Raw genomic sequence first — 25,193 nt, forward strand, 5'->3', positions numbered from 1 at the left:
CCTGTCGGCGTAGAAAGGATAAAAAACCAGATGGTTGTTATACCGGTTTAGAAATTGCGCATGCGGTTATACACGGTATGGTGCCGGAACAAGTGCCCCTGCAGTCCTGTGACTGGAGGGGCACTTAGTTTAGCGCGCCATAGGGATGACCAGGGGCTGAAATAACATAAAAAAAGGTTGACTCCAAGGTGAGAGGAGTCAACTTTTATAATTAAAGAGAAGGGCCTTAATTCAGTCAGACCTATGAATAGCTGACGGTCAGATCAATCTATTTAAGTCTGAAATCTTCCCTAAAAGTTTTAGGGAATGGGTTTGATATTTTCGCACGTAAGATGCAGGCAGAAAAAATAGAATTCAATTGAAGACGTTTAGAACGTCATCCATTCGTCACTGTCCATAAAACACCCCCTTATAAATGAAAAAGACCCTGGAAGAAATAACTAGACTTAACGTCTAGTCAAGACCTCCATGGTCATGACATTTAGCACTTATGTTATGTTTATTCTATTCTACATAAATATAATGATTCCTTCTTGTGAAAGGTAGTTTTCCTAAATTTTTGTCAGAGAGGGAGTATTGCAAAGACGATTTGTGACAGGTGAGGATAAAATTCAGCCCGTAAATAATTTACAGGCAACGGGTGACGGAACACCCTGCTTTGTGGTAACAAGCTGGAAAAGAGTACCGGTTCTTCGTCAAAATATTTTTAATTTGGAAGCAGGAATATTATAAGCCCATGTAGAATATTGTAAAAAATGATATCGCTTGAAGAGCACCATGAAGGTGTCTGCAAAAACCATGGAGGTTTGGCCCGCTGGGGTCAGCTTTGTGGTTTTTTTGTTTATGTCATAAGGAAAGGAGAGAGGATAAAATCAGGTTTAAAAAAATTTGAAAATCGTTAAGCTCGGAGGATGATATTAAGGAGGGATATTTAATGCATATGGCAGATGCCTTGATTTCCCCAGTTGTCGGTGGCACCATGTGGGCAGCAACTGCAGGGGTTGCAGCTTATTCCATTAAAAAAGTTCAAGCTGAAATGGATGAAAAGAAAATACCTCTAATGGGGGTTATGGGAGCGTTTATTTTTGCATCCCAGATGATTAATTTTACTATACCGGGGACTGGTTCCAGCGGTCATATTGGCGGAGGACTTATTCTGGCTATTTTATTAGGCCCCTATGCGGGTTTTCTGACCATAGCATCGGTACTTGCCATACAAGCCTTATTTTTTGCCGATGGAGGCTTGCTGGCCTACGGCTGCAATGTGTTTAATTTGGGCTTTTTCTCATGCTTTATTGCTTACCCTCTGATTTATAAAGGATGGATGAGAAAGGGGTATACAACGAAACGGATCGTTTCAGCTTCCGTCCTGACAGCCGTGGTCGGCTTGCAGATGGGTGCTTTCGGGGTCGTCTTGGAAACTCTCTTTTCCGGCAAAACCGAGCTGCCCTTTGGAACCTTTGTGTTATTGATGCAGCCCATTCATTTGGCAATTGGTGTGGTTGAAGGTCTGGTCACAGCAGCCATTGTCGTATATATTTGGAACTCCCGGCCGGAAATTATTGAAAGGGCTGCTGCGGGAGAAGCTATGGGCAATATCTCCATAAAGAAGGTCATGGCAGGGCTGATTGCCGCTGCAGTAGTTATTGGAGCAGGTTTATCCTGGTTTGCTTCAGCGAATCCGGATGGTTTGGAATGGGCCATGATTAAGACTGCCGGGACAGCGGAACTGGAGGCGACGGACAGTATTCATGAGCAATTGTCCAATTTCCAGACTAAAACAGCCTTTTTGCCCGATTATGCTTTTAAAGCCAATGGCAATGAAGCTGAACAAGGTGCCGGTACTGAAGAAGAAACCTGGCCGGCAGTGAGCGGAGGAACAAGTACTTCCGGTTTAGTAGGCGGAGGTTTGACGCTGGTTTTGGCGGCTCTGATAGGTGGGGGAATCAGCTTAATGAAGCGCAAAAAATACAAGGCACATTCTTAATTTCTATTAACTTATTAAAGTTTAGGATGGATTGTACTATGGCAAACATCATGAATTCATTGTATAATATGCGGCTGCTTGACGACCTGGCTCAGCAGGGAACAGGTATACACAAGCTTCATCCTTTGATGAAATTATTAACCACAGTTATTTATTTAACTGTGGTTGTCTCCTTTGGCCGCTATGAAATCGGCGGGCTGCTGCCTCTCTTGTTATTTCCTATCATGATTTTTACCTTAGCAGAACTACCTGTAAAACCTATTTTGTTGAGGATTTTAATTGTTTCCCCTTTCATTCTCGGCATAGGAATACTCAATCCCTTGTTTGATCAGCAAAGCATAATCATAGGCGGCAGAGAAATTTCCAGAGGCTGGATCACTTTCATTTCAATTTTGCTTAAAAGTGGGTTAACCGTAACCGCTGCTCTGCTGCTGATTGCTACTACGGGCATGGATAGACTGGCGGGGGCATTAAGAATGCTGAAAGTACCCCGCCTGTTTGTGCTTCAGCTGCTTTTGACCTATCGCTATATTTCTGTGCTTATGGAGGAAGTGGCCCGCACTTTAAGAGCCTATTCCCTGCGGGCTCCGGAACAAAAAGGGGTACATAAAAGTGCTTGGGGATCACTGGCAGGACAGCTGATTCTGCGCACCTTTGACAGAGCCCAGCGCATTTACGAAGCTATGTGTTTGCGAGGGTTTGACGGGGAGTATCATACCGGAGAGGTCAAAGGAATTCGAGGCTGGGATTGGCTTTATTTTATAAGCTGGGTATCTTTTTTTCTGCTGGCCAGGATGTATAATATTCCTATGCTGCTAGGATCACTGATAACAGGAGTGAGATAGATGAGTCATCATAAACTAGAGGTTAAGAACCTGCATTTTAGTTATCCGGATGGTCATAATGCAGTCAGAGGAATGTCCTTTAGCATTCACCATGGCGAGTCGGTAGGAATTATCGGGGCAAATGGGGCGGGAAAATCCACATTGCTCATGCTGCTGATGGGGGTTCTTTTTCCAAGCCAGGGCGAGGTTTGTGTGGGGGACGTGCAGGTCACGAAAAAAACCCTGCCTATGATTCGCCAGCGCTTAGGGATGGTCTTTCAGGACCCGGATGATCAGCTGTTTATGAATACTGTTTACGATGATGTTGCCTTCGGACCGCGTAATTATAAGCTCGATGAAAAGGAAGTAGAGAGACGTGTTTTAAGTGCTTTGGAGCTAGTAGGCATACCTCATTTGAAGGACCGGGCGCCCTTTAAGTTATCGGGGGGAGAGAAGCGAGCGGCTGCTATTGCCGCAGTACTTTCCATGCAGCCGGATATACTGGTGATGGATGAGCCTACCGCAGCTCTGGACCCAAAATCCAGACGAAGAGTTATGAACCTGCTGGCGAGTTTTGAGCATACCAAGATCGTTACCAGTCATGATTTAGATATGATTTTTGAGATGTGCGACAGGACCATCGTCATTAAAAAAGGGGAGATTGTTGCTGATGGGGTTACTTCAGAAATATTGGTCAATGCTGAACTGATGGATGCCAGTGGTCTGGAAGTACCATTAGCTTTACAAAACTGCCCCGTCTGCGGGTCAAAAAAGTTGATATAAGCAGGGATTAAGGGACATTTCTTTTGGCATTAGTTATGTAAAGAGAAATGTTCCTTTTATACTACCTAAAAAAGTCCGAAAACATTACTCTAACAAGCCCAAAACCACAGCACAAACGAATCCCCTGACCCGGGAGCACTCTCTTTTCAATTGATTCAATTAAAGGAAATATAAACCACTAAAGGATAATGAGAGGTTTACATTTTTTTAGCCCAAAACGGGAATTTTAGATAAGAGTTTAATCATGAATTTAGCGGAGGTGCTTTGTAAATGCCAATGATTAATTTTGATGGGCCTGTTCTCACCATGGATCAAAAGAGGAGTCTAATTCATGGAATGAGTCAAGCAGCTTCTCAAGCTTTAGGGATTCCTATGGCTGCTTTCACCGTTACATTAGATGAACACGAGTACAGCAACATGGGTATCGGTGGAGAAGTGCTGACAGAAATCGCCTATTGGGAAAAATACAAAGAGATTAAGGATTGATCTGAGTACTTATATAGCGCTGCCCTAACATCCAAATATTCTTCATTTCAGCTTAAGGAGCCTGGCCTTCTTTCCCATGTGTGGTTGAAGGGCAGGCTCCTTTAATCGTTTTACGCGTTCACAGATCATTGAATTTGTGATAAGATTATTCTTAATAAAGAACAAATAAAAATAAGCTGATTTTAAAGGAATCATTAAACAAATATAAAGAGAGTAGGGGTGTCTATGCCTACGAAAAGAGATGTAGAACAAGTTTTAGAAAACAGGGATTGGAATCAACTTAAGATTTGGGCTAAAGAACATAAAAATGTCTATCGCCAGCTGATGACTCGAATTTATGTAAAAGATGGATTGATCTTTTGGAGGGCAGTGGAAGGTCTTGGCTTTTTACTTCGAGAAATCGAAAAAGAACAGCCTGCATTTGCTGTAAATTTGGTAAGACGATATTTTTGGATGCTTAACGACGAATCGGGCGGAACAGCTTGGAATGCTTCAGAAGCTATAGGGAGTTTGCTGGCCCATTGTCCGGAAACATGCGGACATTTCAATTGGATGCTGTCAGGATTGCTGGTTGATGAAAGCTTGAGTGACGGGGCACTGTGGGGATTAGTCCAATTGGCTCAGACAGCACCGCACTTAGTGGAGCCTTTAGAAGAACGTATAAGACCTGTGCTGGAATGGGAAGCTCCCATGGCACGGGGGTTAGCTGCCCTGATTTATGCCCTGATGAGAAAGTCTGCTTCGGACTTTGTATTTTATCGTGAACAAGGACCAAAGTGGAGTGTTCCTAAAGAATTAGAGGAAAAATTAAAAAAGGATCAAGAGATAATGGAAATCTATCAAGATGGGGATTTCGTCCAATATTCTGTTCAGGAGCTCTGGCAGATGCAGGCTATAGTCTTTTGCTCGGAGGAGTTAACCATCAAGGATCAAAAGGTAGAATTAACCGTTGCTTCTACTGAGGTGGGACTATGCTGGCTGGGAGTTGGCCCAAAAGATGACGAGGAAGAGGAGCTGCGCCAATGGTCCAGACGGTGGTTCCCGGGCCGCTTCCTCATTAGAAAACGTGAAGCAAACAGTGAGGTTCTCCAGCAGCTTAAAGAGTATCTGGCTGGAAAACGAAGAGAATTTACCATCCCTCTCCATCAGGTGGGAACGCCCTTTCAACGTCAAGTGTGGCAAGAGCTCCTGCGTATACCTTATGGAGAGACACGCAGTTATGAAGATATAGCTGTCAGAGTAGGCAACCCCAAAGGGCAAAGAGCGGTGGGAATGGCTAACAATCGTAACCCTATAGGAATTGTGGTACCCTGTCATAGGGTGATCGGCAAGAATGGAAATTTAACCGGGTATGCCGGAGGTCTGGACATTAAGCAGCGACTTTTAGAAATTGAAGGATCGAAGCCTTCTTTGTAAAATACGATGATGGGTGTATGGGTTTATCTGATATTGTTCAGAAGCCCCGTATAATAATGAGGATCAAAAATGGCAGGTCCGCCGCCTGTGTGCCAGAAAACGATGTTCTCAGGGAATGGGCGATCTTTATGTTCCATGAGATTTTTGACTGCGGCTACTCCTTTGGCGGTATAGACGGGATCAAAAAGAATCCCATCCCTTTGGAAGCACTCAATAAGAACGCTGGAAGAGGCTGGAGAGGGCTGGCCATAGCCCGGCCCCACGAAATCTGTACTAAGAGTAAATGGCGGCAAAGAGCGAGGAGTGTGCAGCAGATTTAATAGTTCATCAGCGAGTCTGGTTGTTTGAAGCTGAAGCCGATCCGTTGCTTCCGCTACATTAACTCCCAACAGGCGAAGGGGTTGTGGAAGCAGGGCATTGGCGGCAACTAATCCTGCAAAAGTTCCGGCACTTCCAACGGAGCAGACGAGGGTGCTGGGAACCCATCCTTGCTCTTCTGCCTGTTTAAGGAGTTCAAAAAAGGCTAAGAAGTAACCTAAAGATCCGAGGACATTGGATCCCCCAAGAGGGATTATATAAGGTTTTCGGCCTTGAGATTTTATTTCAGAGGCAACTCGCTGCATTTCTTGCTCAAGGGATTCATCCCCGCAAGGAATGATGTCTGCTCCTGCTAAACGATCTAAGAGAAGGTTGCCGCTCCATTGGCTTGGTGTCTCTCCGGGGATAACAATTGAACAGGAAAGGCTGAACATTGCCGACACGACAGCAGTCAGGCGGGCATGATTAGACTGGGGAGCTCCGCAAGTAATAATATGGTCGGCCTTTTCCTTTAAAGCATCAGCAACCAAGAATTCCAGCTTGCGCAGTTTATTTCCGCCCAGGCCCAAGGGAGTCAAATCATCCCGCTTCCAATATAATGTATCATCTCCCCAAGCCAGGCGGCTTCTCTGCAGGGGAGTAGGGCCATCCAGCAAAGGAATCCGCGAGGGCAGGGATAAACTGTTAAGTATTAAATTATACACATTGACACCTCCTAAGAATTAATCTTTTCTACCGGCAGAGAGAAAATCCCTTCTTCAAACTTGTTAGAAGGGGATGATTTTGCAATACTACCTCTATGTGGTAATATTAGCGCATAAAATTCTGTAAGCGAAGAATGGGAGAACTATGCAAAAGAAGAGATATCATACATTTAATGAGCATTTGCGCCGGCGTTTCAGGGAGAAAATCTTTAAGGTTTCTCTGGATGCCGGATTCACATGTCCCAATCGGGACGGAACCCTGGGCTGGGAAGGATGCATTTATTGCAGTGAGCGGGGATCCGGAGATTTTGCGGGAGATCAGACCTTATCTATCCACGAGCAATTTATTGAAGTCAAGGAACGGATGAAGAAAAAATGGCCGGCTGCTAAGTACATAGCTTATTTTCAAGCCTATACCAATACTTACGCTCCTGTCCGGCGCTTGAGGGAAGTCTATGAAGCAGCTTTGGCAGAGGATGACGTCGTAGGGCTATCCATTTCAACCAGGCCGGACTGCTTGCCGGAAGATGTCTTGGCTTATCTTGAGGAGCTGAACCGGCGTACCTATTTGTGGCTGGAACTGGGCTTGCAAAGTATCCATGAACGGACCATGGAATGGATCGGGAGAGGCCATGATTACTCTCAATTCCTTAGGGCCGTCCATGAATTGAGGCGCAGGGAACTACAGGTTTGTGCTCACATTATTTTGGGGCTTCCCGGAGAATCCCGTGACGACATGCTGGAAACCGCTCAAGCTATTGCCGAACTGCCAATTCAAGGGGTGAAAATCCATCTGCTCCATGTTTTAAAGGGAACTCCCTTAGCTGGGATGTTTGAGCGGGAACCTTTTGAGCTGATGACTAAGGAAGGCTATGTTAACCTTGTTGTGGATATCCTAGAGATTTTGCCTGCTGAGATGGTTATTCATAGACTTACAGGTGATGGCCCTCCCGATGATCTGGTAGGACCTCTTTGGAGTCGAAAAAAGTGGGAAGTTCTTAATGCCATTGACGCCGAGCTGATGAGACGAGATACCTGGCAAGGGAAGAGAGCAAAGAAAAAAGCGACCTTGTAAGATCGCTAAATAGAAAGAGAAGGAGAAGAAGGTTATGGCCTAAGATTAGGCCTTGGAAACACAGTATAAGGCATGGGTAAATTATTATTAGTGTTGGCAGGTTTAGGCTGGGGCGGCGTGAGCTTAAAACCAGGTGCTAAATTCAAGTAACGCTTGATATCCGAATTGTTGTCAATAATACGTTGAGCTATCTGCTCGTTGTTAAGTCGTTCCGTCATATTGCACTCACCCCTCTCGAATAAATTATTTATGGTGTTTCGTACTGGACAAGTTTTCCTTCCCAGGTACGTAAGAGAGCTTTATTCTCGTCAAGAGATACCAGGTATTGAGGCAAAATCGGTGTCTTGCCTCCGCCCTTAGGGGCATTTATAATATAGGTTGGCACTGCGAGCCCGGAAGTATACCCCCGCAGCTTATCCATAACGGCGAGGCCGTCTTGGATGCGAGGAACAAAGTGGCGAGTACCTTTGACATTTTTGGCATGGAAAATATAGTAAGGGCGAACTCTGATCTTGAGCAGTTCCTGATTAAGCTTTTTCATAATTTCTGGTTGGTGATTTATGCCTTTGAGCAGTACCGCTTGATTGCCCAGTACCACTCCGGCTGCAATCAGTTTGTCAGCCGCTTTTTTAGCATCTTCGGTAACTTCTTTGGGATGGTTGAACTGCGTGTTAATGTAGATAGGCGGGTATTTCGCCAGTATTGCACATAACTCATCTGTAATTCTCATAGGAAGGGTTACCGGAGCTCTTGTGCCAATGCGCTTGATTTCTACATGAGGAATAGAATGCAGTTCGCCCAAAAGCCAGTCTAGAGTAAGATCGCTAAGAAGCAAGGCGTCCCCGCCGGTTACTAAAACGTCACGAATTTCGGGGTTGGCCCGAATATAATCCAGGGCTGCTTTAAGTTGATTGTGCGGCGAATGAGTATCCGTTTCGCCGATATTGCGCCTGCGCTGGCAGTGTCGGCAATACATGCCGCACATATTTGTGACATTAATAATTAAACGGTCAGGGTAGCGGCGAGTTATGCTAGGTGCGGGAGATGTAATCCCTTCTCCCATAGGATCTTCCTCACCGAAATCTTCATCAAGTTCGGCTAGGGTAGGTAAACCCTGGAGCCTAATGGGACCAAGGGAATCCGTGTCACTCATTAAACTTAGATAATATGGTGATACGGCCCAACGATAGCTTTTTCCCACGTGCTCAATTTCCCGGCATTGGTCGGGGGTTAGTCCGGGAAGCAGAGCTGCCAAGTCGCGAGAATCTGTGATCCTGTGGGTCATTTGCCAGTGCCAGTTTTCCCAGTCTTCCAGGGTAGCTCCAAAATAATTAAGGATATCCGCCCGTCGTGCTTGAAAGGTTTCCGAAAGGGAAAATCCTGTGGGTATGGCTTGAGAATTGTTTATATATGGAATAATCATTTGTTTAAGCTCAGCTGCGCGTTTCAGTGCATATTCTCTAAATGTACCGGAACGTTCTTGGAGTTCGACAGCCATAAAAATCCCTCCTCTATTGTTTCCAAAGTTTAAAGTGTTGCCCTATTAGTGTGTGATCGTCTCGTTTGCTGCGGGAGTATTTCGAGTAGCTTTTGAAAACAAAAGAGAACCAGCAAAATTGTCGGTTCCCAAAGAAATACGCAAAATATCGCGCCAACGTGTGTTTCAACGCTTACGAGGTTAGCTGTCGGGTTCGAGCTGAAAACTGCTCTACGCTGTCTGGCGATTCACCCCAAAAGTTGGTTCCCCCGTTTTCCTTTTGGAAATTCAGCAAAGCATAAATACCTATTCTACTGACAACCTTATATTATCATAAGAGTTGTTACCTGTCAAGAGCATGATGTCACTTAGATTTGGCTATGTTATAATAGAACAAATGGTTAAGGGGTTGAAAATGTTGGAAAAGGCTCGGTATCAAGAAATTGCCCTTGATATAGCCCACGCAATTATGATGGGAGAATATCATGAGGGGGTAAAAATTCATGGCCGTTCGACGTTAGCAGGACGGTATAATGTTTCTCCAGAAACGATTCGCCGGGCCATCGCAGTTTTGCAAACAGTCGGTGTGGTTGTAGTCAGCCAAGGAGTTGGGATTACCGTAACATCTAAAGCGATGGCAGAAAAGTTCGTTAAATCCTTTGATCAAAAAGGAGAAATTCAGGTTTTTGTTGAAGATCTTAAAAAGCTGATGGATCAAAGACGGGAAATTGACTTGAAAATTGAAAGTCATCTCAACAAATTCCTAGGTTATACAGATCGTTTAGTATCTCGCTGGATGGACGTGGGCGAGATCGAAATTGGCAAGTCATCCCCTGCTATCGGCAAGACATTGCGGGATTTAAAAGTACGGGAGTGTACGGGAACTACTATTGTAGCAGTGGTCAGAAATGGTCTTGAACAGTTTTCGCCGGATGCTTCTCTTGTTCTGCAGGCAGAAGATGTTTTGCTGGTTGCCGGTTCCGCAGAGGGACAACAGAAACTTAGGGCAATGCTAAAATAGGATGGAGCAGGGATATGTATCCGGGAGTTGACGTTATTGAAATTGAACGGGTAGAGCAGGCTTTTAAACGACAGCCAAAGCTTGTTGAGCGTTTGTTCACAGAACGCGAGTGTAAGGCTTTGAAGGGAAAAGCTGTTCAGAGTTATGCCGCTCGTTTTGCGGGGAAAGAGGCAATTTTAAAGACCTTGGGTTCAGAACTGCCAGGGTTATCCTGGCATGATATAGAGATATTGACAAATCCCAGCGGGGAGCCAATAGTTTATCTAAGCTCAAGAGCTATGGCTAAAGTAAGTGTTAGAGGCGGATCTCAAGTTCGTGTAAGTCTATCACATAATCGAACCCAAGCGATGGCTTTTGCAATATTAACGTAACTATAGAGAAACCGAGGTGGGGAAAAGTGCGTGTGGTTAACGCCGAACAGATGCGGCAGATTGAAGAAAAGGCCATTCATCATTATGGTATTCCAAGTTTGCTTCTCATGGAAAATGCAGCTTGGGCAGTGGTCGAAGAGATTCGGCGCTGTCTCCCCAAAAACGGAAATGAACGTGTAAACGGCCGCAAAGCAGTGATTTTGGTTGGGAAAGGAAATAATGGCGGCGACGGGTTGGCCGTTGCCAGGCATTTAGTATTTCAAGGTATGGATGTTACCGTTTTACTATTTGCTGCACCCGAGGACTATAAAGGAGATGCAGCCATTAATTTGCGCCTTTATCAGGGAACTGAGGGCAAACTGTTTGTGATTAAAGGGGAAAAGCAGCGGCGTTTAACCCGTCTGGCTTTAGCCCAAGCGGAAGTTGTCGTGGATGCTCTGTTTGGGATCGGCATGCGCGGAGCTTTGCCGGGGTTAATTGAAGAATATGTGGAAGAAGTTAACAATGCGCCGGGATGGGTGGTTTCTATTGATATTCCCAGCGGAGTTGAGGCTAACACGGGTAAAGTGTATCGCACAGCGGTTCGGGCCCAGGCAACGGTTACTTTTGGACTTCCCAAGTGGGGGCTCTTTCTGGGCGAAGGTCCGGAATACTGCGGGCGGGTTGTGGTCGATCCAATCTCTATTCCTGAGTCCTATTTAGTGGATGAAGGAATTTCTACCTTTGTATTAATGGATAACAATGTACGGGGGATACTTCCTGTACGCCGTTTAAAAGGTCATAAGGGAACTCATGGTAAAGGGATTTTAGTCGCCGGGTCAAAAGGAATGAGCGGGGCCTCTGTTTTGGCCGGCAGGGGGGCTTTGCGAAGCGGGATCGGCCTATTGCAAATAGTATGTCCACAGGGGATTGCCAAAGAAGTGGACGCCAATGTCACAGAGGCAACGGTTTGGGCGGCTCCCGGGGATGAGGTTTTGAATGAAGAAGCTTGGCCGGTAATCTTACGCCAAGCTGAAAAGGCACAAGCTTTAGCGGTGGGGCCGGGCTTAGCTCAAAATATCGACTTTGTTCCAGTCTTAGAAGAAATATTAAAAAATCTCAGCTGTCCTGTCCTTTTGGATGCTGATGCTCTTAATCTGGTGGCCCTGGAGACGAGTCTTCTGAAATTAAGGAATGGCCGGGGGCCTTTGATTCTCACTCCTCATCCTGGAGAAATGGCAAGGCTTTGTCAATGCAGTGTGGAGGAGATTGAAAGCAATCGTTTAGATATTGCGGTGAGTAAAGCCGTTGAGTGGGAAGCAGTGGTTGTCTTAAAAGGCTCTGTTACGATTATTGCTTCGCCGGACGGAAGAGCGTTTTTTAACCCGACAGGAAATCCCGGACTTGGTACAGGAGGGACAGGGGATGTTCTGACGGGGAGTATTCTTGCTTGGCTAGCTCAAGGGGTGCAAGCCCTGGAAGCAGCGTGTCTGGGAGTGTATCTGCATGGGAAAGCCGCCGACGAGCTGGCTAATGAATACGGGTGGTCCGGATTTACGGCTTCAGAAGTGGCTGATCAATTGCCGAAAGTTCGGCGTGCCTTGGAATTAAAGGGTTAAGGAGAAAGAAGGGATTGTACTATGGGGGGCAGACCGGTTTGGGCTGAGGTGAATTTGCAGACCTTAAGAGAAAACTACTTTAAGCTCAAAACATATACCCAACGTGAAATTATGCCGATTGTCAAGGCAGATGCTTACGGACATGGAGCGATTCCTGTAGTAAAAACACTCATTGCCTGTGGCGCAAAGCGGTTTGGTGTTGCTCTCTTGGAAGAAGCTCTTGAAATTAAAGCAATTTTTCCTGATGTTAGTGTTATGGTTATTGGTGCTACCGATCCCCAGGAGTCGGATACTCTGGTTAAGAAAGAAATCATTCCTGGGATTTTTTCATTAGAACAAGCAAAGGCCCTCTCTGATGCTGCTGTGCGCTTCAAGAAAACAGCGAAACTACATATTAAAGTAGATACAGGGATGGGGAGAATCGGATTTCGCCCAGGTGAGGAAGCTGAGGTTCTTAAAATTGCCAATCTGCCTAACTTATTAATAGAAGGAATCTTTACACACTTTGCCACGGCGGATCAAAAGGATTTGACCTTTGCCCGAAGACAGCTAAAGGCTTTCGAGTCATTTTGCGACGAGCTTAAGATGAAGGGACTTACTATTCCTATTCGCCATGCGGCTAATAGCGCCGCAATTATTCAATTTCCAGAATCTCATTTTGAGCTGGTACGCTTAGGCATTAGCCTTTATGGACTTACGCCATCTGCTCAAATCGGCGGAGAGGTGGGCTTAGAACCGGTAATGTCTTGGAAAGCAAGAGTAACTCATGTTAAAAGTATTAGTAAGGGTGAGACTGTAAGTTATGGCCGCACTTTTCAGGCTGCTTACACAACCAAGGTGGCGACTATCCCGGTGGGGTATGCCGATGGCTTGCGCAGAGCCCTTTCCAATCAAGGGGAGGTACTAATTCATGGGAGGCGCTCAACCATCATTGGCCGGATCTGCATGGACCAGACCATGTTGGAAGTGACCAAGATACCGGAAGTCAAGGTTGGCGATCTTGTAACTATTTTAGGAAGAGATGGTCATGAACAACTGACAGCCACAGAAATGGCGGACTGGATAGAGACAATTAGTTATGAAGTGGTTTGTGGGATTTCTAAGAGAGTTCCCCGCATCTATATTGAGCCAGCGGAAGGAAATTAAATATAACCTTGCACAGACATAAAAAAACCCTTGGCCTCATAAGTTGTGGCAAGGGGGAAGTGCCATGGCTATGTTTGATCTAACCACAGTGATAGGTTATGCATTTTTCATTATTTGCTTGGTGCTCGGTTGGGGTGCTGCAGGAGCTCTTGATTATGATGGGATCTTACAGCGTTCAACATCCCGCTGGGGGCGTTATTTGCTGCGTATCGGCGTGACCTTAGTATTAGCCGAGGGATTCAGACTCTTTTTGAGTTTTGTGCTGGGACCTATCCTTGATTTAGTGGTTAATAAAAGTATCAATGGGTTTAAAGCTTTTTGATTCGTTCCTATAAGATTTAATAAGTATCGTCGTTATGTGACCAAATGTTCCACCAAGCAAAGAAGTAAATACATGAACCCCCTTACAGATGATTCTGGAGGGGGTTCTGAGTTGTCAAATATCATTAATTAAGCCGCAAATAAGCTAAAGTAAACAAGAACAACAATCCCAAGCAAAATCCGGTAATAACCAAAGGGCTTAAAATCTTTTCTGCTGACATAGCTCATGAATCCGGCAATAACTAACCAAGCAACAATAAAGGATACTATAAATCCAAATCCTACGATGAGAAACTCATGGGGTGTGAGGAGCAGCCCGTTTTTTAATAAGGTATAACCAGAAGCAGCGACCATAGTGGGGATTGCCAAAAAGAAGGAAAACTCGGCAGCAACAACACGAGAGGCACCCAATAACATAGCCCCGATAATGGTTGAGGCTGAACGTGAGGTTCCCGGAATCATGGCTAAGCACTGGATAATCCCAATGGAAAAAGCGGTCCGGTAAGACAATTGTTCTATGGATTTGATTTTAAAGGCATGTCTGCGTCCTTCGATTAAAAGCAGGATGATGCCGCCTATAATCAGTGCCAGGGCTACAACGGTGGTATTAAACAATCGCTCTTCTATGTAATCCGCTGCCAGATAGCCAATCCCCAGAGCGGGGACAACTCCAACGATGGTTTTTTTCCAGAGCTCAAATATTCTTTGATTGTTTGAGGATTTCATATTTCCGAAGGGTATGAGCCTGTGCCGAAAATAAACAACCACAGATAGAATCGCTCCCAGTTGAATGACGACATCAAACATCTTGGCGAATTGTTCTGTGAAACCAACAAACTGATTGACGATGATCAAGTGTCCTGTAGAAGAGATAGGCAGAAATTCTGTGATTCCTTCTACGATCCCCAGAATCAAGGCGCTGACAAAATCGTTCATAGCAAAATCTCATCTCATTTCTAAATTTTATCTAATCGGATTGAAGTTAATGCGGGTGTTTGGCACTTACTCATTATCCCATAGCTTTGAGCAGCTAGTCAATGAAGGATAAACCAATATTTATTGTCAGGAAACGACACAAGCCGTCAAATCCAGCTAACTAGAAGTTAAGTTGTAGGATAAACCAGGTTATTTAGAAAACTTGGCTGGTGCCAAGCCTTGGCGTAGGCAGCCGCCATAGTTGCACTTATGCTTCAGAAAGTGTACATCTTTAGGTTATACTTTCTGAGTAGTATAACAAAGACAGGTTTGTTTTGAGTGAATTTTGGTTGATAATACCTATAGGAATGCTACAATGGATGAGACAAGAATTGAAGGAGTTAATATGAAGCGAACAGTGCGTTTTTGGATTGCCTTATGGGCAGGTAAAATCTTAACCATAGGACTATTGATGGCAGGTAAAAAAGGAACAACCTTGCCCGGCAAGGTTGCAAGCTGGATTGATCCTGAGATTATGGGGCATTTGAGTATGGCCTATAATGATGGAATTATCATGGTAACCGGGACCAATGGGAAGACGACGACAGCAAATCTCCTTGCCAATATTTTACGGGCGGCAGGGAAGGACTTTGCTTTTAATCAAGCTGGTGCCAATCTAGTGACCGGTATCACGGGAGCGTTGATTCAGAATACCCATTGGAGTGGTTCTGCTCGGGCGAGCTTAGCCTTATTGGAAGTAGATGAAGCCACCGTCCCCAAGTTCTGTAAACAACTGTCTCCTAGTTTAGCCATTATTACAAACTTTTTTCGGGATCAGCTTGATCGCTATGGAGAATTGGATACGACGGTTCGGATGGTGAGAGAGTCTCTTGGTGATGCGACGGTTCTCGTTCTCAATGCGGATGACCCTTTAGTGGCTCAATTTGGTCAAAATCACAGCCGGACAATTTATTATGGAGTTGAGCGAACTCCGGAAAGCCGCGTTGAGAGTCAGGAAACCCGGGAAGCCCGGTTTTGCCCTAGCTGTGGGACAGTTTTGGACTATTCCTTATTTCACTACGGACAATTAGGAATTTATCAGTGCACAGGGTGTGGGTTCCATCGTTCCGAACCTAAAATATTAGCCCAGAATGTCACTTCTGAAGAAGGGATGCTGGTATTCCGAGTTGATAAGACTGGGTTTTCCATAGCTTTGCAGGGATATTATAATTTGTACAATGCCTTAGCGGCTTTAACAGCTGCTCGTGAGTTGGAAATTCCGGACAAGGTTATTGAAAAAGGACTGCGGGAGTTTGTCCCTCAAGCGGGACGGATGGAGCGTTTTTATTTGCCGCAAGGGGAGGCTACCTTAACTCTTGTTAAAAATCCAACAGGTTTTAATCAAGTTATTCAGACTATGATTGGCGTCGCTAAACCCTTAAGGATTGTCATCGGAATTAATGATTTAGCTGCCGACGGCCGAGATATTTCTTGGCTGTGGGATGTGGATTTTGAAAGATTAGGCAGCTGCGATGACCGTATCGAGCAGGTGATTTGTACGGGGCTGCGGGCAGAGGATATGGCTTTGAGGCTAAAATATGCCGGAGTAGCCGTTAAGAAACTGGTGATTGAACACAGTTTGGCAGGGGCCATAAATGGTCTTCAGGAAAATCGGGGCGAGGGAGAAGCTTGGTTTATCTTACCAACATACACATTGCTCTTTCCCCTGAGGGAAATTCTGGATAGTCGTCAGAAAAGTACGAGGGAGCTGGCGGGAAGGAAAGAGCATGGAGAGGAGGCCAGGGCATGAAACTTTCTATCTGCCACCTTTATCCTGATTTGTTGGATCTTTATGGAGATCGAGGCAATATTTTGGCCCTGGAGGCCCGCTGCCGCTGGAGGGGAATTGATACCGAAATTCGACGGGTCTCCCTAGGTGAAGACTTAGATTTCACAAGGGCGGATATTTTGTTTATCGGCGGAGGGTCTGATCGTGAACAAGGTATTTTAGTTGAAGATCTAATGCGCCGGGAAGATAATCTTGGCAAAGCTATTGATAATGGTCTAGTAGTTCTATCTATTTGCGGCGGTTATCAAATGTTGGGGAAATACTATCAAATGATGAATGGACAGCGAATCGAAGGATTAGGTATCTTGGATGTTTGGACAATAGGCGGTGAAAAACGTCTGATTGGAAATGTGGTTGTAAATCTTGATGAAGAGACACTGGGGATACCTTCTTCAAAAATCAAGTCACTGGTTGGATTTGAAAATCACTCAGGCAAAACGTATTTAGGAGAAGGCCTCAGCCCTTTAGGCAAGGTTTTATCCGGTCATGGCAATAATGGTGAGGACAGCGGAGAAGGAGTACGCTATCTGAATGTCTTTGGAACCTATTTGCATGGACCTCTTCTTCCGAAGAATCCTCATTTTGCTGATTTGTTGCTGGAATTGGCTCTGAAAAGACGAGGAGACGACGGCTATCTAAATGATCTAGACGATCATTTGGAGGTACTGGCACATCAGGCAATGGTTACGAGGCTTTTAAAACATGGATAATTTCTATGCTCTGTTGATAGAATTACAAAAAATCAGTATATCAAGAGTGATATACTGATATACTATCATTAATGAACAATCTTTTTAAAAAAATGTTATCTGCAGAAGTCTCTGCCATTATTTACATGAGCAAATAACCTTGTTTTCCGGCGGTTTCTGACTATTTACTTTATGATTTCGTTGACACTTTTTTGGGTTACTGTCTATAATAGAGTATAGCTTTAGCTAAATGACTTGGGGGTGCTGATGTGGCAGAAAGTAAGCGAATAATGATCAGTTTGCCAGAAAGTTTGCTTGCGGAGGTAGATGGGATCGTCACAGTTGAGAAGCGTAATCGCAGTGAGTTTATTCGAGAAGCATTGAATAGCATCCTTCACGAACGCCGGAAAAAAGGGATCCATGAGCAAATGCGTAAGGGGTACCAAGAAATGGCGCAACTGAATTTATCTATAGCCAGAGAATTGTTTTCAACTGAGCAAGAAGTATTAGAGTATTACGAAGAAACGATGGTGGCATATCAGAGATGATGATAAAACGCGGGGAAATCTATTACGCTGAGCTTAATCCTGTAGTTGGCTCAGAACAGGGAGGAACTCGTCCCGTCCTCGTGATCCAAAACGACATAGGGAATCAATTTAGTCCAACGACAATTATAGCTGCCATCACTTCACAGATTGCAAAGGCGAAGTTGCCGACTCACGTGGAGGTAAGAGCTAAACGAAGCGGATTAGAACGGGATTCTGTCATTCTTACGGAACAAATCAGAACCATTGATAAAAGCAGGCTTAAGGAAAAAGTTGCCGTATTGGATGAAGAAGTAATGTTGAGAGTAGATCAAGCGATAGAAATTAGCCTAGGGCTAGCGGATATTTAATAATTGTCTATCATAAAGAGGCAGCGTAACGGATACCGGAACCGACGCTGTTTTTTATGTGCCAACACCTCTATGACATACCGGTAAGAAATGAAAAAAGACGACTAATGTCGTCCTTTTTTTGCGGATTCACCCGCACTCACGCATCTTATGGATATATAATCCATTGAATACATGAGTTCCATAGCAGGTGACGTTCCGATTTGATGCCGCACCTTCTGTGCGATCTCAATGTCAGCTCACCTCTTAGTTTAGAGGCAGAGCAGAGTATTGTCAATTGCAAATTATGTATACATTATTCATTAGAATATAAGAGAGGAATTTTTAAGCTTCAGGCGAATAAAGTATACATAATTGCATAAATTAAGGGTCGTTTATGGGAAGAAATAGAAGAATGGAAGGAGAAACCGCTTGATTCAATTAGAAGGGGTAAATAAACATTTTGGTCATTTACATGTCTTAAAAGATATTAATTTAACGGTAAAGTCTGGAGAAAAACTAGTGGTCATCGGCCCCAGTGGATCAGGCAAGAGTACATTAATCCGCTGTATGAACCTCTTGGAAAAGCCTAGCTCGGGAAAGATAACAGTGGATGGAGTAGAAATAACTGCTCAGAAGGCTTCGGTAGCTAAAGTTCGCCAGTCGGTAGCCATGGTCTTCCAGCAATTTAACTTATACCCACATAAGACAGTTCTGGAGAACTTAACCTTGGCTCCTATCCTGATTAAGAAGATACCTCAGGCAGAAGCTGAGAAGGATGGCTTGGCTTATTTAGAACGGGTTGGGCTAAAAGAAAAAGCCAATGTTTATCCGACGCAGCTTTCCGGTGGGCAGCAGCAACGTGTAGCCATTGCCAGAGCCTTGACGATGCGTCCTAAGATTATGCTTTTTGATGAACCGACCTCGGCTTTAGACCCGGAAATGATCCAGGAAGTTCTAGATGTTATGGTTGATTTAGCTCATGAAGGAATTACCATGGTTGTTGTCACCCATGAGATGGGGTTTGCTAAAACCGTCGCTGATCGAGTTATTTTCATGGATGATGGACAAATTGTTGAAGAAAATTCTCCTGAACGCTTTTTTGCAAATCCTACCCATGAACGGACTAAGTCATTCTTAAGCCGAATTTTACGCTGATTTTAATTCGGTTTATTTTTTGGTGGTTTTTCAAAGGTAGTCAAGGGGGAATGCGCAGCTTGCCTGCGTCAAAAAAATAAAGAGGGGGAAATATTATGAAGAAAATTGGAATGATTCTTTCAAGCCTACTGTTAGTTGCCGGCTTGGTCACAGGATGCGGTTCTACTCCGGCACCTGAAAAAAGCAGCAGCGGCGAGCCTGCAGATGTTCAGGCTATTAAAGATCGAGGGGTCCTAAAAGTAGGAGTTAAAGTGGATGTTCCTAATTTTGGCTATAAAGATCCCAAGACAGGAGAGATCGACGGACTGGAAATCGATTTAGCTAAAGCTGTCTCCAAAAAGATTTTTGGGGAAGAAAAAATTGAACCGACAGCAGTTACCGCTAAGACACGGGGACCTTTGCTTGACAGTGGGGATGTGGATCTGGTTATCGCTACCTTTACAATTACAGAAGAACGCAAAAAAAGCTACAACTTCTCTGATCCTTACTTTACAGATGGCGTAAAACTCATGGTTAAAAAAGATTCCGGGATTAAAAGTCTTAAAGATTTAGACGGTAAAAAGATTGGCGTAGCCCAAAGTGCTACCAGTAAAAAAGCTATTCAAGAAGCAGCTGATAAAATCGGAGTAAAAGTTGACTTCCTGGAGTTCAGCACCTATCCGGAAATTAAAGCAGCCTTGGATTCCGGCCGTGTCGATTGTTTCTCCGTGGACGGTTCTATTCTCTTTGGTTACTTAGATGATACAACAGCTATTTTAGATGATAGCTTCAGCCCGCAGGATTACGGTGTGGCTTCAAAAATGGGTAATGACGGATTAGCGAAATTAGTCAATGACACCATTGGCGAAATGAAATCATCCGGAGAGCTCGATAAATTGGTCCAAAAGTGGGGTCTCAAATAGTGGTCGGACCTTTTGCCTGGTTTAAATGGGAAGCGCTTTTCAGCGATTGGACAGTATTTGCTGAGGGTTTCAAAACCACAATTTTAGTGGCTATTCTATCTCTTGCTCTGGCCCTTGCTTTGGGTATAGTGTTTGGGGTACTTGGAGCCTCTCAGTGGAAACTGGCCAAAGTTGTGAGTCGTATCTACGTTGAATTTATTCAGAATACTCCTTTGGTTATTCAAGTTTTATTCCTATATAATGGCTTGCCGCACATGGGAATTATGATACCTATCTTCGCTGTCGGAGTTTTAGGAGTCGGTGTGTATCATGGGGCTTATGTTGCTGAAGTGGTTAGAGCGGGTATTAACTCCATCCACAGAGGGCAGATGGAGGCAGCTTTATCACAGGGATTCACTTTTTGGGGAGCTATGCGGCATATTATTTTGCCGCAAGCGTCCCGTGTTGTTTTACCGCCTCTTACCAATCAAGCCGTCAATCTTATTAAAAACACTTCTGTATTGGCTATGGTTGCCGGCGGGGACCTCATGTATCGAGCGGACTCTTGGTCAAGTGGAAATATCTACTATGGGCCAGCTTATGTCACTGTCGGCTTGCTCTATCTTATTCTTTGTTTGCCTTTAGCGTTGCTGACACGGCGTTTAGAAGCTAAGATGGGGGTGGCGCCATGATTCAAGAAGTCTTTAAACCGGAACTCATACGTTTTCTTGGTCAGGGCCTATTAACCACTTTATATATTGCACTCATGGCAATTCTGCTTAGCTTTGTTTTCGGTACGCTCTTGGGTATTGCTCGTTACTCCAGGCAGCCTATTCTGGGCAGAATTGCAGCGCTATATGTAGAGTGTGTCAGAAATATCCCCATGCTCCTTTTCATCTTAATCTTTCGCTTTATGACAACACTGAAGCCGATTAATTCTGGGATTGTTGCCATTGCTGTTTTTACATCAGCTATCATTGCCGAAATTGTCAGGGGCGGTTTGAACTCCATTGACAAAGGACAATGGGAAGCTGCGAAATCTCAGGGATTTTCCTATCAGCAGACCTTATTGCATATTATTTTGCCTCAAGCTATGCAGAAGATGATTCCTCCTTTAGTATCTCAGTTCATAACGGTCATAAAGGATACATCCTTTGTCTGGGTTGTGGGCGTTGAAGACCTTACGGGTAAAGGCATGATTATTTTAGGACAGTACGGTTCAACCTCTCAGTTTTTTGCGATATTCGGAATGATTGCCTCCACTTATTTTGTTTTAAATTATGCTCTGTCAGTTATCGCTCGACGGCAGCAACTAAAGATGATATATCAAAGCTATTAATGATTTGAGACGAGACGACCCCCTTGAGGGGTCGTTTTTACATATTCGGATTAGTTTATGCGAATACTACCATTGGAGAATCCTTTTTTAATGAGCGAGGAAATAACATGACCTTAAGAGATCTCTTAGAAACCCAAAAATCTATAATCCTTAACAGGTGGTTTGAAGCCATCATGGCAACTTATGCTGCCGATACATCGGGGTTTCTAAAAAGTCAAAAAGACCAATTCAGGAATCCGGTAGGGCATACCTTTTCTGAGGGGATAAATAGTATATTTGAGGCCCTTATTGCCGGGACAGAGTTACAGGAAGGGATGACCACCGTCCTTGATGATATTATCAAGGTTCGAGCAGTCCAGAATTTTACGCCGGCTCAGGCTTTGAGTTTCATATTTGTTCTTAAAACTGTAGTTCGCGAAGAATTGGGAAAAGACATCAAAGAGAATCAATTATATGAAGAGTTCATAGGGTTCGAAGGGAAAATCGATGAGCTGGCTCTTTATGCCTTTAATATTTATTTAAAGTATCGTGAACAGCTTTTTGAGCTGAGGACGGCTGAACTAAAACGAATGACATTTGGACTTTTGAAAAGGGCCAATTTGATGTCGGAAATTCCGTCAGAGGACACTGAGTCTGAGAACTTAGAATAGAAGAAACAGAAAGAGGGATGTGTGATACTTTAAGAGTTCCAGACATCCCTCTTTTGCCTTTAGAGAAAGGTATTTCATTAGAAACATAAAGATTACTTGGCAAAATAGTTACTCAAATAGATGAAGGAAGAATCTGAAATGACCGCACTTCCTCCGAGCAAATAAGTGTTGCGAATCTGGGTGCTGTTGTCACTTAGAAAGTTCGTGACACTGGCTTTAGTTAAATCTTTGTCAACCAGAATAATCGGGCTGCCTGTACGTGCTGCAAAAGCAGACCCGGCAAGGGCATCGGGGAAGTTTTCACCAGTGGCAATCACAATCGTGCCAATATTTGCCCGGAGTCCCTTGGCGATAGCAATACTTGTTTCGTACTGGTCCATACCCCAATAACGTACAATAGTTCCGGTTTTATCCCCAGAATCACTGTTGCCTGAGATAATTGAGGAAATACTATTGGCTACATCATTATTGATGACGGCAAATCCTCCTACTAAAATGGCATCTTCAATGTCATTTTGCTGAAGGGCGATGGTGGTCGATGACGGCAATTGATTATTCTTAGTCAGTAAGATGGGAATTTGATGATAGGCAGCCCAAGAAGAGATGGAAAGGGCATCGGGAAAGTTGCCCCCATTGGCGATAACAACTTTTTTTGGAGCGTCCGGGTTGATAGCATAAAAATACTCGGCAATTTTAGCGGCAGTATCATATTGATCCCAGCCGGCCAGGCGAGTGACATCGCTAAAATTTTCTTTAAGTGATTCTTCAATTTCAGCTGATATAACTGCACTTCCACCCACGATGATAATCTTACTGGGATTTAATCGGGTTATTTCTGCTTGAGTGTCAGGGTTCAGTGACTTACGGTCATTTAAAAGAATAGGAGCGTCAAATTGATGAGCTAACGTAGCCGCCGCCAGGGCATCGGGAAAATTATTGGCCGTCGCTAAGATGACGGTTGAAGAACCTTCTGGCCATCCTTGTTTGGAAATTTCAATGGCGGTGTTGACAGCCGTGTAGCCGGCTACGCGGCTAAACAAGGGTTCTGAATCAGACTTGAGTTCAAGTAAGGACTGAACAGGTGCATTGGTGCCTTCATAGCCGTCTTGACCAGCCACGTCAACGTTTCCAGAACCTAGTTGTCCTTTGGTATTATCTCCCCAGCCCCATACACTTCCTGCTGTTCCTGCCAAAGCAAAGCCGTAACCGGCAGAAATTGCAGAGACTTTAGAAATATTGGCCGCTTTTAGTGGAGCTGCAGAAGCCGGCAGATTGCTGGAGCTACTGCCGCTGCCCAGCTGGCCGCCTCCGTTGGCACCGAGTGTCCAAACAGAGCCGTCTTTGCCAAGAGCCATACTGAGATAGGCACCTGCACTTACAGAAACGGCATTATTTATTGATGATATCTGAACAGGTGAATCAAACCATGGCTGTTCAGTGTTTCCCAACTGCAGAACTTCATTGCTGCCCCATCCCCAGACTGTTCCATCATTTTTTAAGGCTAAACTATGGCTAAAACCGGCTGAAATGCTGACAACATTGGCTAGTCCTTTTATTTGAGTCAGGTCAGTATAATCTGAGATGCCTTCTTGACCATCGGTGCCGAAAAGTACTTTTTGTGCACCCCAGGTCCAGACTGTGCCGTCATTTTTCAGTGCTAATGACCAGGCACTTCCCAGTGCAATTTTCACCACTCCGGATAGATTGTTAACTATTTGAGGATCTGAGATTTTCAGGTCATCGGTGTTGTTGACTTGCTGGTACTCGTTTCCGCCCCAAGCCCATACCTGACCCTGATTGTCCAGGGCCAGATTCGATTCTAAGCCTGCTGCAATGCCTACAATGTTTTGCAGGCTGTCAATTTGTCTTGGCAGAGTAATTGGGGAGGATTGCTCTACACCCAGCTGATCATACTCGTTGTTTCCCCAGGCCCACACCGTTCCGTCTGCTTTCAGAGCCAAAGCATGAACGCCGCCAGCGGAAACTGAAATAACATCAGTAAGGCCTTTTACTTTAACAGGAGATACGACGGGGTTTGTATCAACATCACCTTGCCCTAGTTGACCTTCCGAATTATCACCCCAGGCCCAGACATTTCCGTCAGCATCAACGGCTAAGGAAAAATTAAGACCCGCAGAGAGCTGCGAGGATGACGAGCTGGGACTAACACTTGGAGAGGCCAAAACAGGTTTGGGTTCGCCAGTTAAAGAACCGGGTACCAAACTAGCAAACAAGGTGACAGCAAAAACCAAGGATGACATCAGTTTTTGTGTTAAGGTTTTATTCATGAAATTCTCCTTTTTAATGTAATTATTTAATAATGACAACGTCCTGAATATAACAAACTATAAGGTTTTTCTCAATAGTAAAAGTTTGGGAGCGTTTAACGTGAATAGTTGCGGAAATTATTATTAGAGTGAATATTTGATTTCATAATAGATGTATATTAAGATAATTAGGTACTATAGAGTATTAAATTGGAAAGTAAATTGGGGGTTGGGTATTATCAGACTTTGGTTGTTAATTGCTTTTGTAATTTTTGGAATCATAAATTCGATGTTAACTCACTTTATAACTATTCCATTCATTAATAGCCTCATTTTTAAATGTATCTTTTTAGGTGTAGTGTTTGGATTAGCAAACTACATTACTGTAGAACTGTTTCTTTGGAAACTCAATAAACTAAAGAATATTAACAAGCAACTGGGGCTGAAACTCAAGACCGACAGTTTAACAGGCATACTCAATCGAAGAGCTTTCGATGAAGACATTAAGAGTTTAGAACATAATGGTCACTATTCTTTGATTTTTATTGATATAGATAATTTTCGAGAATTCAATAATCGCTTTGGTCATGATGTAGGAGACAGTGTGCTGGTTACGGTAGGTCAAACAATTATGGAGTGTGTCCGAACAACAGATCGAGTTTACCGATATGGCGGAGAAGAGATTGTTTTACTTTTAAGGGATTGTAATAAAACGAACGCTCTTAAAATGGCTGAAAAGATTCGCCTTAAGGTAAGCAGGCTTGATAATGGATCGTACCCTCGGATTACGGTTTCTTTAGGCGTTTCCAGTTATCCTGACGACGGACAGATAATACATGACCTTATAGTGTCTACCGACCAAGCTCTCTTAAGGGCAAAAAAAAGTGGCAAGAACTGTACAATATCTTGCTAGAAGACAATTCTTTTAAAAAGCTTTTCTAAGTTTATGACGCCTCAGAGGGACCCTGATTTTAAAGTTAGGGTCCCTTATTCATGAGAAATTCACAACTTTTTCATTAGTTAGTCGTAAGAGAGCGCTACACT

Annotated in this window: 27 protein-coding genes and 1 riboswitch; of the genes, 22 read left to right on the forward strand and 5 right to left on the reverse strand. The window is 44.1% G+C overall.

The features are described from left to right. The first annotated feature begins 576 nt into the window (after positions 1-576). From DESOR_RS29215 to DESOR_RS02525, 6 genes are all read left to right on the forward strand, one after another. Complete coding sequence (locus tag DESOR_RS29215; protein ID WP_158308997.1) at positions 577-732, forward strand: hypothetical protein; 156 nt, start codon at positions 577-579, stop codon at positions 730-732. Positions 733-934: 202 nt separating this feature from the next. Further along, on the forward strand, positions 935-1,987 hold the full coding sequence (locus DESOR_RS02505) for an energy-coupling factor ABC transporter permease (RefSeq protein WP_014183037.1): 1,053 nt from the start codon (positions 935-937) through the stop codon (positions 1,985-1,987). A gap of 38 nt (positions 1,988-2,025) precedes the next feature. Then, positions 2,026-2,832 (forward strand): cobalt ECF transporter T component CbiQ, encoded by an 807-nt coding sequence (gene cbiQ, locus DESOR_RS02510; protein WP_014183038.1) that lies wholly within the window; start codon positions 2,026-2,028, stop codon positions 2,830-2,832. Beyond that, the gene (locus DESOR_RS02515; RefSeq protein WP_014183039.1) at positions 2,833-3,594 is read left to right on the forward strand and encodes an energy-coupling factor ABC transporter ATP-binding protein; all 762 of its coding nucleotides are present in this window, start codon (positions 2,833-2,835) and stop codon (positions 3,592-3,594) included. 270 nt (positions 3,595-3,864) lie between these two features. Beyond that, positions 3,865-4,080, forward strand: coding sequence for a tautomerase family protein (locus DESOR_RS02520; RefSeq protein ID WP_014183040.1), 216 nt, complete (start codon positions 3,865-3,867; stop codon positions 4,078-4,080). Between the two features lie 225 nt (positions 4,081-4,305). Then, on the forward strand, positions 4,306-5,496 hold the full coding sequence (locus DESOR_RS02525) for a DVU0298 family protein (RefSeq protein ID WP_014183041.1): 1,191 nt from the start codon (positions 4,306-4,308) through the stop codon (positions 5,494-5,496). Between the two features lie 23 nt (positions 5,497-5,519). On the opposite strand, the gene DESOR_RS02530 is transcribed toward DESOR_RS02525, so the two are convergent. Beyond that, positions 5,520-6,518: a 1-aminocyclopropane-1-carboxylate deaminase/D-cysteine desulfhydrase gene (locus DESOR_RS02530; protein ID WP_014183042.1), complete on the reverse strand. Its 999-nt coding sequence runs from the start codon at positions 6,516-6,518 to the stop codon at positions 5,520-5,522. Positions 6,519-6,663: 145 nt separating this feature from the next. Here DESOR_RS02530 and mnmL point away from each other — a divergent pair, with 145 nt between their 5' ends. Beyond that, positions 6,664-7,593, forward strand: coding sequence for a tRNA modification radical SAM protein MnmL/YtqA (mnmL, locus tag DESOR_RS02535; protein WP_014183043.1), 930 nt, complete (start codon positions 6,664-6,666; stop codon positions 7,591-7,593). A gap of 32 nt (positions 7,594-7,625) precedes the next feature. On the opposite strand, the gene DESOR_RS02540 is transcribed toward mnmL, so the two are convergent. Then, a complete protein-coding gene (locus DESOR_RS02540; protein WP_014183044.1) occupies positions 7,626-7,811 on the reverse strand; it encodes a hypothetical protein in 186 nt (61 codons plus the stop codon). Positions 7,812-7,840: 29 nt separating this feature from the next. Beyond that, a complete protein-coding gene (gene eam / locus DESOR_RS02545; RefSeq protein ID WP_014183045.1) occupies positions 7,841-9,091 on the reverse strand; it encodes a glutamate 2,3-aminomutase in 1,251 nt (416 codons plus the stop codon). A 154-nt stretch (positions 9,092-9,245) separates the two neighbouring features. Continuing rightward, positions 9,246-9,374: riboswitch (cyclic di-AMP (ydaO/yuaA leader) on the reverse strand. Positions 9,375-9,485: 111 nt separating this feature from the next. Between eam and DESOR_RS02550 the strand changes: the two genes are divergently transcribed. From DESOR_RS02550 to DESOR_RS02570, 5 genes are all read left to right on the forward strand, one after another. After that, positions 9,486-10,091 carry a GntR family transcriptional regulator gene (locus DESOR_RS02550; RefSeq protein WP_014183046.1) on the forward strand — a complete coding sequence of 202 codons (606 nt, stop codon included), beginning with the start codon at positions 9,486-9,488 and terminating at the stop codon, positions 10,089-10,091. 14 nt (positions 10,092-10,105) lie between these two features. After that, a complete protein-coding gene (acpS, locus tag DESOR_RS02555) occupies positions 10,106-10,462 on the forward strand; it encodes a holo-ACP synthase (RefSeq protein WP_014183047.1) in 357 nt (118 codons plus the stop codon). Positions 10,463-10,488: 26 nt separating this feature from the next. Beyond that, positions 10,489-12,060 (forward strand): bifunctional ADP-dependent NAD(P)H-hydrate dehydratase/NAD(P)H-hydrate epimerase, encoded by a 1,572-nt coding sequence (locus tag DESOR_RS02560; protein WP_014183048.1) that lies wholly within the window; start codon positions 10,489-10,491, stop codon positions 12,058-12,060. Between the two features lie 21 nt (positions 12,061-12,081). After that, the gene (alr, locus tag DESOR_RS02565; protein ID WP_014183049.1) at positions 12,082-13,206 is read left to right on the forward strand and encodes an alanine racemase; all 1,125 of its coding nucleotides are present in this window, start codon (positions 12,082-12,084) and stop codon (positions 13,204-13,206) included. A 64-nt stretch (positions 13,207-13,270) separates the two neighbouring features. Beyond that, complete coding sequence (locus tag DESOR_RS02570; protein ID WP_014183050.1) at positions 13,271-13,528, forward strand: hypothetical protein; 258 nt, start codon at positions 13,271-13,273, stop codon at positions 13,526-13,528. Positions 13,529-13,656: 128 nt separating this feature from the next. Here DESOR_RS02570 and DESOR_RS02575 read toward each other — a convergent pair whose 3' ends face one another. Continuing rightward, positions 13,657-14,463 (reverse strand): undecaprenyl-diphosphate phosphatase, encoded by an 807-nt coding sequence (locus tag DESOR_RS02575; RefSeq protein ID WP_014183051.1) that lies wholly within the window; start codon positions 14,461-14,463, stop codon positions 13,657-13,659. Between the two features lie 385 nt (positions 14,464-14,848). Here DESOR_RS02575 and DESOR_RS02580 point away from each other — a divergent pair, with 385 nt between their 5' ends. The 9 genes from DESOR_RS02580 to DESOR_RS02620 all read left to right on the forward strand — a co-directional run bounded on the left by DESOR_RS02580 (position 14,849) and on the right by DESOR_RS02620 (position 21,882). Next, positions 14,849-16,252 (forward strand): Mur ligase family protein, encoded by a 1,404-nt coding sequence (locus tag DESOR_RS02580; RefSeq protein ID WP_042331843.1) that lies wholly within the window; start codon positions 14,849-14,851, stop codon positions 16,250-16,252. Continuing rightward, positions 16,249-17,001 (forward strand): type 1 glutamine amidotransferase, encoded by a 753-nt coding sequence (locus DESOR_RS02585; protein ID WP_014183053.1) that lies wholly within the window; start codon positions 16,249-16,251, stop codon positions 16,999-17,001. The genes DESOR_RS02580 and DESOR_RS02585 overlap by 4 nt, the downstream gene beginning before the upstream one ends. Before the next feature lie 248 nt (positions 17,002-17,249). Then, positions 17,250-17,528, forward strand: coding sequence for a CopG family ribbon-helix-helix protein (locus tag DESOR_RS02590; protein ID WP_014183054.1), 279 nt, complete (start codon positions 17,250-17,252; stop codon positions 17,526-17,528). Next, on the forward strand, positions 17,525-17,875 hold the full coding sequence (locus tag DESOR_RS02595; RefSeq protein WP_007778968.1) for a type II toxin-antitoxin system PemK/MazF family toxin: 351 nt from the start codon (positions 17,525-17,527) through the stop codon (positions 17,873-17,875). Before DESOR_RS02590 ends, DESOR_RS02595 begins: the two co-directional genes overlap by 4 nt. Before the next feature lie 411 nt (positions 17,876-18,286). Next, on the forward strand, positions 18,287-19,012 hold the full coding sequence (locus tag DESOR_RS02600) for an amino acid ABC transporter ATP-binding protein (protein WP_014183055.1): 726 nt from the start codon (positions 18,287-18,289) through the stop codon (positions 19,010-19,012). Positions 19,013-19,107: 95 nt separating this feature from the next. Next, entirely contained in the window at positions 19,108-19,914 is an 807-nt protein-coding gene (locus DESOR_RS02605) for a transporter substrate-binding domain-containing protein (protein WP_014183056.1), read from the forward strand. Then, positions 19,914-20,585 carry an amino acid ABC transporter permease gene (locus DESOR_RS02610; RefSeq protein ID WP_014183057.1) on the forward strand — a complete coding sequence of 224 codons (672 nt, stop codon included), beginning with the start codon at positions 19,914-19,916 and terminating at the stop codon, positions 20,583-20,585. The genes DESOR_RS02605 and DESOR_RS02610 overlap by 1 nt, the downstream gene beginning before the upstream one ends. Further along, on the forward strand, positions 20,582-21,232 hold the full coding sequence (locus tag DESOR_RS02615; RefSeq protein WP_014183058.1) for an amino acid ABC transporter permease: 651 nt from the start codon (positions 20,582-20,584) through the stop codon (positions 21,230-21,232). The genes DESOR_RS02610 and DESOR_RS02615 overlap by 4 nt, the downstream gene beginning before the upstream one ends. A gap of 107 nt (positions 21,233-21,339) precedes the next feature. After that, a complete protein-coding gene (locus tag DESOR_RS02620) occupies positions 21,340-21,882 on the forward strand; it encodes an RsbRD N-terminal domain-containing protein (RefSeq protein ID WP_014183059.1) in 543 nt (180 codons plus the stop codon). Between the two features lie 92 nt (positions 21,883-21,974). Here the strand turns inward: DESOR_RS02620 and DESOR_RS02625 are convergent, their stop codons facing one another. Beyond that, entirely contained in the window at positions 21,975-24,170 is a 2,196-nt protein-coding gene (locus DESOR_RS02625) for an RCC1 domain-containing protein (protein WP_014183060.1), read from the reverse strand. Positions 24,171-24,507: 337 nt separating this feature from the next. Here DESOR_RS02625 and DESOR_RS02630 point away from each other — a divergent pair, with 337 nt between their 5' ends. After that, positions 24,508-25,062 (forward strand): GGDEF domain-containing protein, encoded by a 555-nt coding sequence (locus DESOR_RS02630; protein ID WP_242832444.1) that lies wholly within the window; start codon positions 24,508-24,510, stop codon positions 25,060-25,062. Positions 25,063-25,193: the final 131 nt, after the last annotated feature.

This window comes from Desulfosporosinus orientis DSM 765 (assembly GCF_000235605.1).
Classification (GTDB): Bacteria; Bacillota; Desulfitobacteriia; order Desulfitobacteriales; family Desulfitobacteriaceae; genus Desulfosporosinus; species Desulfosporosinus orientis.

Coding starts and splice junctions, on each gene's coding strand:
- DESOR_RS02505 (WP_014183037.1), top strand. CDS start 935: ATGCATATGGCAGATGCCTTGATTTCCCCAGTTGTCGGTGGCACCATG.
- cbiQ (WP_014183038.1), top strand. CDS start 2,026: ATGGCAAACATCATGAATTCATTGTATAATATGCGGCTGCTTGACGAC.
- DESOR_RS02515 (WP_014183039.1), top strand. CDS start 2,833: ATGAGTCATCATAAACTAGAGGTTAAGAACCTGCATTTTAGTTATCCG.
- DESOR_RS02520 (WP_014183040.1), top strand. CDS start 3,865: ATGCCAATGATTAATTTTGATGGGCCTGTTCTCACCATGGATCAAAAG.
- DESOR_RS02525 (WP_014183041.1), top strand. CDS start 4,306: ATGCCTACGAAAAGAGATGTAGAACAAGTTTTAGAAAACAGGGATTGG.
- mnmL (WP_014183043.1), top strand. CDS start 6,664: ATGCAAAAGAAGAGATATCATACATTTAATGAGCATTTGCGCCGGCGT.
- DESOR_RS02540 (WP_014183044.1), bottom strand. CDS start 7,811: ATGACGGAACGACTTAACAACGAGCAGATAGCTCAACGTATTATTGAC.
- eam (WP_014183045.1), bottom strand. CDS start 9,091: ATGGCTGTCGAACTCCAAGAACGTTCCGGTACATTTAGAGAATATGCA.
- DESOR_RS02550 (WP_014183046.1), top strand. CDS start 9,486: ATGTTGGAAAAGGCTCGGTATCAAGAAATTGCCCTTGATATAGCCCAC.
- acpS (WP_014183047.1), top strand. CDS start 10,106: ATGTATCCGGGAGTTGACGTTATTGAAATTGAACGGGTAGAGCAGGCT.
- alr (WP_014183049.1), top strand. CDS start 12,082: ATGGGGGGCAGACCGGTTTGGGCTGAGGTGAATTTGCAGACCTTAAGA.
- DESOR_RS02570 (WP_014183050.1), top strand. CDS start 13,271: ATGGCTATGTTTGATCTAACCACAGTGATAGGTTATGCATTTTTCATT.
- DESOR_RS02575 (WP_014183051.1), bottom strand. CDS start 14,463: ATGAACGATTTTGTCAGCGCCTTGATTCTGGGGATCGTAGAAGGAATC.
- DESOR_RS02580 (WP_042331843.1), top strand. CDS start 14,849: ATGAAGCGAACAGTGCGTTTTTGGATTGCCTTATGGGCAGGTAAAATC.
- DESOR_RS02585 (WP_014183053.1), top strand. CDS start 16,249: ATGAAACTTTCTATCTGCCACCTTTATCCTGATTTGTTGGATCTTTAT.
- DESOR_RS02595 (WP_007778968.1), top strand. CDS start 17,525: ATGATGATAAAACGCGGGGAAATCTATTACGCTGAGCTTAATCCTGTA.
- DESOR_RS02605 (WP_014183056.1), top strand. CDS start 19,108: ATGAAGAAAATTGGAATGATTCTTTCAAGCCTACTGTTAGTTGCCGGC.
- DESOR_RS02615 (WP_014183058.1), top strand. CDS start 20,582: ATGATTCAAGAAGTCTTTAAACCGGAACTCATACGTTTTCTTGGTCAG.
- DESOR_RS02620 (WP_014183059.1), top strand. CDS start 21,340: ATGACCTTAAGAGATCTCTTAGAAACCCAAAAATCTATAATCCTTAAC.
- DESOR_RS02625 (WP_014183060.1), bottom strand. CDS start 24,170: ATGAATAAAACCTTAACACAAAAACTGATGTCATCCTTGGTTTTTGCT.